The sequence below is a fragment of the Nonomuraea sp. NPDC005730 genome (assembly GCF_040630865.1).
In the GTDB taxonomy this organism is placed as follows: Bacteria; Actinomycetota; Actinomycetes; order Streptosporangiales; family Streptosporangiaceae; genus Nonomuraea.
The window spans coordinates 119,064-127,176 of record NZ_JBEXYK010000022.1 but is presented as its reverse complement, the minus strand read 5'-3'; the positions used below and the strand labels follow the sequence as shown (position 1 = coordinate 127,176).

Sequence of the window (8,113 nt, the reverse complement as noted above, 5' to 3'; positions counted from 1 at the left end):
GACACCGCCGGCACATCGGCCTGACCACCCAGCCGCCCGTCCGTGCCCACCTCACGCGCCACCCGCGTCACCTCGGAGGTGAACAACGACAACTGATCCACCATGCCGTTGAACACCGAGGCGATCTCACCCAGCAACCCGTCGGCATCCTCGGGCAGACGCGTACGGAAATCGCCGTCCCGGACCGCCGTCAGCCCGCCGAGCAGCTGACGCAGCCGAAGCTCGCCGACCTCGGCGCCCCCGGACGCGGAACGGGAGCCACCGGTCATCGCTTCGCTCATGTCACCCTCGTGTCCTACGACGTTGTCAGGACTGTCCTGCTGGTGACCTCGCGAACGGCCCCAATCAGGAGGCCATGATCGAGGTCATTGACGGAACAGTCGTGGTTGTTGGTCATCCGGATTCTAGAGCCGGCACTCATGATCTTCAGCCCCGAACGCCGAGATGCGGCGCGGGCCGCTCACGACGACTCGCGGAGGCTGTCGGGGCGCCGCGCGCCCATCGCGGCCACGGCGTCGTCCACCTGGGCGTGGACGGTCAGCGATGACCACACGCCGGTGACCTGGAGCACCCGCGCGGGCAGCTCCTGCACACCGGCCAGTCGAAGGACGCCGCCGCCTTCGAGCACCGCGGCGTCGAGGCGTAACAACACGTGCAGGCCGCGGCTGTCCATGAAGGTCAGCCCGCCCAGGTCGAGCACCATCCCCGCCCCGGGCCGCAGGTGCCGCTCGGTGAAGGACTCCAGCCGCGGTGAGTTGGAGGAGTCGAGCTCGCCGATCACGGTCACCAGCACGCCGCCGGGCAGGTCGCGGCAGCTCATGCTCAGAGGCGTCACGCTTCCACCAGGGGGCGGGCAGCACGAAGGCCCGTCCGGCCGGAACGGCAGGCGGACGGGTGTGACGGCCGGCGAAGGAGGTCAGGCATCACAGGCCGGCGGCGGGATCGGCTCGATCACGTGACCGATACGGTCGCCCGGAGGGCGCGGCCACCCCGACTGTGCTGCCTCTCGATCGCCTGGCCTGCGGCTGTGCCCTCGCCGCGGACGCGCCATGTCGCCGCTACGGCCGGGACTCAATCGCGATCATCTCCTCCGTGCCGCGGCGATCGGTGCTCGCCTCCAACCCTTGAGCCTTCAACAGTGGCGGGTCAGCACATGAGACGAAGAATCCGGCTCACTCCTGTCCATAGAACGAAACGGGCACCCGAGGATCAGTCGCGGCGGGGCTCGGCCGAGGAGCGGAGGGTGTCGCCGGGCGAGCAGCCGAAGGCGGCCCGGTAGAGCTGGGCGAAGCGCCCGGGGTGGAAGAAGCCCCAGCGGGCGGCGACGGCGGTCACCGTGGTGGCGGGACCGCCGGCCTTGAGCTCGGCGTGCGCGCGGGCCAGCCGGGCCTGGCGCAGGTATCCCAGCGGGGTGGTGCCGAGGTGCCGGCGGAAGGCGTACTGGAGGGCGCGGGCGCTGACCCGGGCGGCGGTGGCGATCTCGTCGATGCCGATGGGCAGGTCGGCGTGGTCGTCGATGAAGGCCGTCGCCCGGCGCAGTGCCTCGGGACGGGCGGAGCCGGGGGCGGCGTCGTCGGCGTTGGTCGGCAGGGTGGTGAGCACGCTGGCGGCCAGGAGCTGCCCGGCGGTGGAGACGACCAGCGGCTCGGCGGCCAGCTCGGGGGCGGCCAGGACGTCGTCGCGCAGATAGGCGAGCGTGCGCCGCAGATGGCGGGCGGCGGCGGCGGAGACCGGGCGGTGCCCCACCAGCCGCACCGGCTCGGCCCGGCGGCCCGGCAGCGTGCCGGCCACCTGCTGCAGCAGCGCGGGGTCGAACATGATGATGTCGTACCTTGAGCGGCGGATCTCGCCGGCGTAGGGCAGGTCGTGCGGGGCGAACAGCACCGTGTCGCCGGGGCCGAAAAGCTCGTCCGGCCCGCCGGCGACCTGCTGGGCGATGGTGCCGGTCTCGACCGCGCACAGGCACACCTTGCCGAGCGGGTTGACGTCGTAGCTCATCGCGTATTCGAGGTGGAGCCGGTCGATGCTGACCGAGCCCATGACCTGGCGCGAGATCCGGGTGCGGGGGTTCTTGACGTCGGAGCCGATGCGCATCTTGGCGTATGCCTTGCTGAGGAACTCCTCCGTCTGGCCGATGTCACGGCTGTCGAAGACCTCTGGGTCCATCGGACCACCTCTTCCCGGTCGGTGGGACCGCGCCTGCCGCGGCCCGTGCCGATTTTCTCAGGCGACTACGACAACGGCTGGACGAAGCCGGGACAGGGCCCTCTGCCAGGGACGATCCACTTTTGGTATACCATTTTCGGGTGACTTCCTGGACGATCTCCAACGTGCGCCTCTGGGGCGGCGCCCCCGTGGACCTGACCATCGACGGTACCCGGATCGCCGCCGTGCTCCCGGCCGGGACCACCCCGCCCGCCGGCGAGCTGGTCGACGGCCGCGGCCTGCTGGCCCTGCCCGGCTTCGTCAACGCCCACGCCCACGTCGACAAGAGCTGGTGGGGCCGGCCCTGGGTGTCGTACGGCGGCGTGGCGACCACGCAGGGCCGCATCGAGCACGAGCGCGCCGAACGGGACAAGTACGGCATCCCCGGCGTCGACGGCACGGTGGCGGTGCTGCGCGAGTTCCTGCGGCACGGCACCACGGCCACCCGCACCCACGTCGACGTCGACCTCGGGGTCGGGCTGCGCGGCATCGAGGCCGTCCGCGAGGCCGTGCGGCGGCTCGACGGGGCGATCGAGGTCGAGATCGTGGCCTTCCCGCAGGACGGCGTCATCCGCCGGCCCGGCGTGCTCGACCTGCTCGACCAGGCGGCGCGGGCGGGCGCCACCAGCATCGGCGGCATCGACCCCGCGACCATCGACCGGGACCCGGTCGCCCAGCTCGACGGCCTGTTCGAGATCGCCGAGCGCCGCGGCGTCGGCCTGGACATCCACCTGCACGACGGCGGCGAGCTCGGTGCCTTCCAGTACGAGCTGATCATCGACCGCACCCTCAGGACCGGCCTTCAGGGCAAGGTCACCGTCTCCCACGGCTTCGCCCTCGGCGACCTGGCCCCCGAACGCCAGCGCGGCCTGCTCGACGACCTCGCCGCGGCGGGCATCTCCTGGGCGACGGTCGCGCCGGTGCGCACCGCGCCCCTCCCGTGGCGGGGCATGGCCGAGCGCGGCATCGGCCTGGGCCTCGGCACCGACGGGATCAGGGACCTGTGGTCGCCGTTCGGCGACGGCGACCTGCTGCGCATCGCCCTCGGCTTCGCCCGGCTGCACGGGCTGCGCTCCGACGACGAGCTCACCGCCGCCGTGGAGCTGGCCACGACCAAGGCGGCGCCGTTCGTGCACCGGGACCGGCACGACCTCGTCGCGGGGGCGCGGGCCGACGTCGTGCTCGTCGACGCCGAGAACGTGCCGGACGCGCTCGTGCGGGTGCCGCCGCGGGCGCTCGTGGTCGCCGGTGGCCGGGTGGTCGCCCGCGACGGCGACGTGCTCCTGGGCGCCTGACCCACCTCCTGGGCGCCTGACCCGCGCGGGGTCAGGGACCGCCGGATCGCCGCCGGTCGGCGTGCTCCCTGATGAGCCGGCCGCTGGTCGCCCCGTGCCGGGCGACCAGCTCGCCGACGCGGGTCACGTCGCGGGCGGCGATCGCCTCGAAGAGCTCGCGGTGCTCGTCGGCGACCACCTGGAGGTCGTCGTGCCGGCCGAGCAGCCAGCGCATCCGGCTGCGCAGCACCTGCCCCAGCTCGACCAGCAGGTCGTTGCCCGCGATGGCGGTGGCCGTCTCGTGGAAGTCGGCGGCGGCCCGCCGGGCGCGGATCGCGTCGCCGGCGCGCGCCGCCCGCAGCTCCGCGTCGAGGTCGGCGCGCAGCCGCCGCAGGCCCTGCGCGTCGTGCCGCCGGGCGGCGAGCTGGAAGGTGACGGCCTCGAACGCCGAACGCACCTCCACCAGGTCGGCGACGTCGCGGGCGGTGAACTCGCGCACCACGGCCCAGGTGCGGGGCCGCAACGTCACCAGCCCCTCGGCGGCCAGGGTGGCCAGGGCGTCGCGCACCGGCACCCGGCTCACGCCGAGCTCGGTGGCCAGGTCGCGCTCGACGAGCTTGCTGCCCGGCGGGCGGACGCCGTCGAGGATGTCGTCGCGCAGCCGCCGGATGACGCGTACGGACTCGGGCTCGAACCCGGCTCCTGCCATCATGCCCTCAGTCTCCCACCGGCGCCGCACCGGACGGGCTGTCCGCGTCCCCGGTGTCGAGGCGCCGTGCCTGCTGCTGGAGGTGGGCGAGCATGACCTTGCCCGCGGGCGTCAGGGCGCGGGCCCCGGGCAGGGTGGCGCCGACCGAGCGGCGCACCGACGGCAGCGGCACCTGGAGTTCGAGGAGCTGGGGGTCGGTCCTGACGAAGAGCGCGGGCAGCGCGGCGATCATGTCCGTGCCGAGCAGCAGGGAGCGGATCGTCAGGATGGAGGTGCACTCGGTGCGGTCGGGCGGCAGCGGCAGCCCGGTGCGGTGGAACACCTGCTCCAGCTCCCCCCGCAGCGAGGTCTGCTCCAGCGGCAGGATCCACGGGTAGTCCAGCAGCTCGGCCAGCGCGCGGGCGTGCGCCGCCGGGTGCCCGGCGCGGGCGACCAGCAGCACGGGCTCGTTGTAGAGCGGGATCTGGCGCAGGTCCGGGCGGTCCTCGATCGGGTTGAGCCGGCCGAGGATCAGGTCGAGGTCGCCGCCGGTGAGCTGGGGCACCAGCGAGTCGAACGTGCCCTCCTTGACGATCACGGTGATGCCCGGCCGCTCGGCCTTGAGCGCGGCGATCGAGCGGGGGAGCAGCACGTTCGTGGCGGCCAGCAGGGTGCCGACGGTGACCGTGCCGGCCGTGCCGTCGGCCAGGCCGGCGATGCGCTCGCCCGCGCGGCGCAGCTCGGCCTGAACGGCGCGGGCGTGTTCGACGAACGCCTCGCCGAAGAGGGTGGGGGTGACACCGCGCGATCCGCGGGTGAACAGCTCCACCCCGAGGATCTGCTCCACCTCCCGCAGCCCCCGGGTCACGGCGGGCTGGGCCAGGTGGAGGTGCTCGGCGGCGCGCAGGACGCCGCCCTGCTCGGCGATGGTGGTCACGAGCACGAGATGCCGCAGCTTGAGCCGGCCGCTCAGCAGGTCCAGCGGACGAGATATCACGAAATCATCATATGACCAGGGCTAGCCTGCCCTATTTCGCTATGTCGGCGGGAACCGGCTGGTCACCCAGGCGTTCGGCGTCGTTGCGGGGGATCAGCAGGGCGGCGACCAGGCTGATGGCCGTCACCACGGCCAGATAGGCGGTGATCGACAGCGAGGTCCCGGTCGAGGCGAACAGCGAGGCGGCCACCAGCGGCGTGATTCCGCCGCCCAGCAGCGAGGCGAGCTGGTAGGCCACCGACGTGCCGGAGTACCGGATCGCGACCGGGAAGAAGCTGGCGGTCAGGGTGCCCTGCGGCGCGTGCGTCATGGCCAGCACCGCGCCCATCACCACCATGAACAGCGCGATGAAGGGCTTGTTGCCGGTGTTGACGACCGGCAGGATCGCCAGGGCGCCGGCCAGCAGCACCACCGAGCCCCAGGTGAAGACGGAACGCAGCCCGTGCCGGTCGCCGAGGTGGGCCCACAGCGGCGCGGTGACCAGCCACACGGCGGCGCCGCCGATCACGCAGCTGAGCAGGAACGTCCGTGACAGGCCGGCCGCGGCCTCGCCGTAGCCGAGGATGTAGACCATGAAGATGTAGGCCAGCGCGCTGTTGCCGATGATCACGCCGATCGTGTGCAGCACCTCGCGCCAGTGATCGCGCAGCACCACCGCGATCGGCAGCTTGACCGGCTTGCGCCGCTCGACCAGGTCGGCGTAGTCGGGGCTCTCCTCGATGCGCAGCCGCAGGTACAGGCCGACCGCCACCAGCACGATGCTGAGCAGGAACGGCACCCGCCAGCCCCAGGCCATGAAGCTCTCCTCGCCCAGCAGCGAGGACGTGCCGAGGAAGACGGCGTTGGCGCACAACATGCCCGCCGGGGTGCCCATCATCGGGAACGCCCCGAACAGGCCGCGCCGGCCCTTCGGCGCGTGCTCCATCGTCAGCACCACCGCGCCGCCGAGCTCGCCGCCCAGGCCGATGCCCTGGGCGATGCGCATCACCACGAGCAGCACCGCCGCCCACACGCCCAGGCTGTCGTACGTCGGCAGCACGCCGATCAGCGTGGTGCCGATCCCCATGATGAGCAGCGAGACGACGAGCGTGTTGCGCCGCCCGATCCGGTCGCCGAAGTGGCCGAAGACGATGCCGCCGATCGGGCGGGCGAGGAATCCCACGGTCATGGTGCCGAAGGAGGCGATGGAGCCGGCGACCGGGTCCATGGCGGGGAAGAACTGCTTGTTGAAGACGAGGGCCGCGGCGGTGCCGTAGAGGAAGAAGTCGTACCACTCGATGGCGGTGCCGATGAAGGCGGCCCGCGAGACGCGGCGGGCGGCCAGGCGGCGATCTGTGTCCATCTCTCTGTGCCTTCCGAATGAGGGTACGGAAGAGGATGCACGCTGGTGGTATGCCAGAACGAATACCGATTCGGTCGGCAGGCATAGCAGAACCGACATATAACGAAATAATGATAGTCAGGCGACATTTCGGTATTGGACTGTTATGGCGAGCGATCAGCAGAATGTCGACCATGAAGCCCGCGCACTACGTCAACGGCGTCTTCACGACGGCGGGGACGGACTTCCCCCTCATCTCGCCCGTCGACGGCCGTACCGTCGGGGCGGTCCCCGAGGCGTCCCGCGAGACCGTCGACGAGGCGGTCCGGGCCGCCCGCGCCGCCCTCGACGGCCCCTGGGGAGCCACCTCCACCGAGGAGCGGTGCGCGTACCTGCGCCGGATCGCCGACGGTATCGAGGCCAGGTTCGAGGAGTTCGTCGAGGCCGAGGCCGCCGACACCGGCAAGCCGCGCGAGCTGGCCGCGACGGTGGACATCCCGCGCGCCGCCGGAAACTTCCGCGCCTACGCCGACCTCGCCTACGGCCGCCCCGAGCGCGCCTACTCCACCAGCGTCCCGGCCTGGAGCGGCAGCGGGCAGGCGCTCAACTACACCGTGCGCCGCCCGCTCGGCGTGGTCGCCGTCATCTCGCCGTGGAACCTGCCGCTGCTGCTGCTCACCTGGAAGGTCGCACCGGCCCTGGCCGCGGGCAACGCCGTCGTGGCCAAGCCGTCGGAGGAGACCCCCTCCACCGCCACCCTGCTGGCCGAGGTGATCGACGCGGCGGGCCTGCCGGCCGGCGCGTTCAACCTGGTCCACGGCCACGGCGCGGGGGCGGCCGGCGAGCACCTGACCGCGCACCCCGGCGTGGACGCCATCGCCTTCACCGGCGCCTCGGCCACCGGCAGCGCCATCATGCGCAACGCCGCCGCGCACGTCACCCCGGTCTCCTTCGAGCTCGGCGGCAAGAACCCGGCCCTGGTCTTCGCCGACGCCGACCTGGAGGAGGCCGTCGAGGGCACGATCCGCTCCAGCTTCACCCACTCCGGCCAGATCTGCCTGTGCACCGAGCGCGTCTACGTCCAGCGCCCGATCTTCGAGGCGTTCACCCGGGCGCTGGCCGAGCGGGCCAGGGACCTGCGCGGCTACGGGCCGATGATCTCGGCGCAGCACCGGGACAAGGTGCTGTCCTACTACCGGCTGGCCGTCGAGGAGGGCGCGACGGTGCTGGCCGGGGGAGGCGTGCCGGAGTTCGGCGACGCCCGCGACGGCGGCTTCCACGTCGAGCCCACCGTGATCACCGGCCTGCCGCCGCACGCCAGGACCGTCCGCGAGGAGGTCTTCGGCCCCATCTGCCACGTCGCCCCCTTCGACGACGAGGACGAGGCCGTCCGGCTGGCCAACGACAGCCCGTACGGCCTGGCCGCCACCGTGTGGACCACCGACCTGTCGCGCGCCCACCGCGTGGCACCCCGGATCCAGGCCGGCATCGTCTGGGTCAACTGCTGGAACCTGCGCGACCTGCGCACCCCGTTCGGCGGCGTGAAGGCCTCCGGCATCGGGCGTGAGGGCGGCGAGTACTCGCTCGACTTCTTCTCCGAGCCGGTCAACGTGTGCGTCAAGATATGA

8 protein-coding genes are annotated in these 8,113 nt (G+C 72.5%); 2 read left to right on the top strand and 6 right to left on the bottom strand.

What is annotated here, in order from left to right; translation table 11 throughout:
* The 3 genes from ABZ444_RS25240 to ABZ444_RS25230 form a co-directional block, all read right to left on the bottom strand.
* On the bottom strand, positions 1 to 281 hold a 281-nt coding region (locus ABZ444_RS25240), incomplete at its 3' end, for a HAMP domain-containing protein (protein WP_358001398.1).
* A gap of 179 nt (positions 282 to 460) precedes the next feature.
* Positions 461 to 835: an STAS domain-containing protein gene (locus ABZ444_RS25235; protein WP_358001395.1), complete on the bottom strand. Its 375-nt coding sequence runs from the start codon at positions 833 to 835 to the stop codon at positions 461 to 463.
* A gap of 374 nt (positions 836 to 1,209) precedes the next feature.
* Positions 1,210 to 2,166, bottom strand: coding sequence for a helix-turn-helix transcriptional regulator (locus tag ABZ444_RS25230; protein WP_358001392.1), 957 nt, complete (start codon positions 2,164 to 2,166; stop codon positions 1,210 to 1,212).
* 140 nt (positions 2,167 to 2,306) lie between these two features.
* Between ABZ444_RS25230 and ABZ444_RS25225 the strand changes: the two genes are divergently transcribed.
* Complete coding sequence (locus tag ABZ444_RS25225) at positions 2,307 to 3,500, top strand: amidohydrolase (RefSeq protein WP_358001389.1); 1,194 nt, start codon at positions 2,307 to 2,309, stop codon at positions 3,498 to 3,500.
* A 31-nt stretch (positions 3,501 to 3,531) separates the two neighbouring features.
* Here the strand turns inward: ABZ444_RS25225 and ABZ444_RS25220 are convergent, their stop codons facing one another.
* Genes ABZ444_RS25220 through ABZ444_RS25210 form a run of 3 tightly spaced genes read right to left on the bottom strand, consistent with a single transcriptional unit; the run spans position 3,532 to position 6,506 of the window.
* On the bottom strand, positions 3,532 to 4,191 hold the full coding sequence (locus ABZ444_RS25220; protein WP_358001386.1) for a GntR family transcriptional regulator: 660 nt from the start codon (positions 4,189 to 4,191) through the stop codon (positions 3,532 to 3,534).
* A gap of 4 nt (positions 4,192 to 4,195) precedes the next feature.
* Positions 4,196 to 5,164: a LysR substrate-binding domain-containing protein gene (locus tag ABZ444_RS25215; RefSeq protein ID WP_358001383.1), complete on the bottom strand. Its 969-nt coding sequence runs from the start codon at positions 5,162 to 5,164 to the stop codon at positions 4,196 to 4,198.
* Between the two features lie 31 nt (positions 5,165 to 5,195).
* Positions 5,196 to 6,506, bottom strand: a complete 1,311-nt coding sequence (locus ABZ444_RS25210) for an MFS transporter (protein ID WP_358001380.1) — start codon at positions 6,504 to 6,506, stop codon at positions 5,196 to 5,198.
* A gap of 173 nt (positions 6,507 to 6,679) precedes the next feature.
* On the opposite strand from ABZ444_RS25210, the gene ABZ444_RS25205 reads away from it, so the two are divergent.
* The gene (locus tag ABZ444_RS25205; RefSeq protein ID WP_358001377.1) at positions 6,680 to 8,113 is read left to right on the top strand and encodes a 2-hydroxymuconic semialdehyde dehydrogenase; all 1,434 of its coding nucleotides are present in this window, start codon (positions 6,680 to 6,682) and stop codon (positions 8,111 to 8,113) included.

Bases quoted from the DNA above. Each gene is read 5' to 3' on its own strand.
- ABZ444_RS25230 (WP_358001392.1), bottom strand. From the start codon at position 2,166: ATGGACCCAGAGGTCTTCGACAGCCGTGACATCGGCCAGACGGAGGAG.
- ABZ444_RS25220 (WP_358001386.1), bottom strand. From the start codon at position 4,191: ATGATGGCAGGAGCCGGGTTCGAGCCCGAGTCCGTACGCGTCATCCGG.
- ABZ444_RS25210 (WP_358001380.1), bottom strand. From the start codon at position 6,506: ATGGACACAGATCGCCGCCTGGCCGCCCGCCGCGTCTCGCGGGCCGCC.
- ABZ444_RS25205 (WP_358001377.1), top strand. From the start codon at position 6,680: ATGAAGCCCGCGCACTACGTCAACGGCGTCTTCACGACGGCGGGGACG.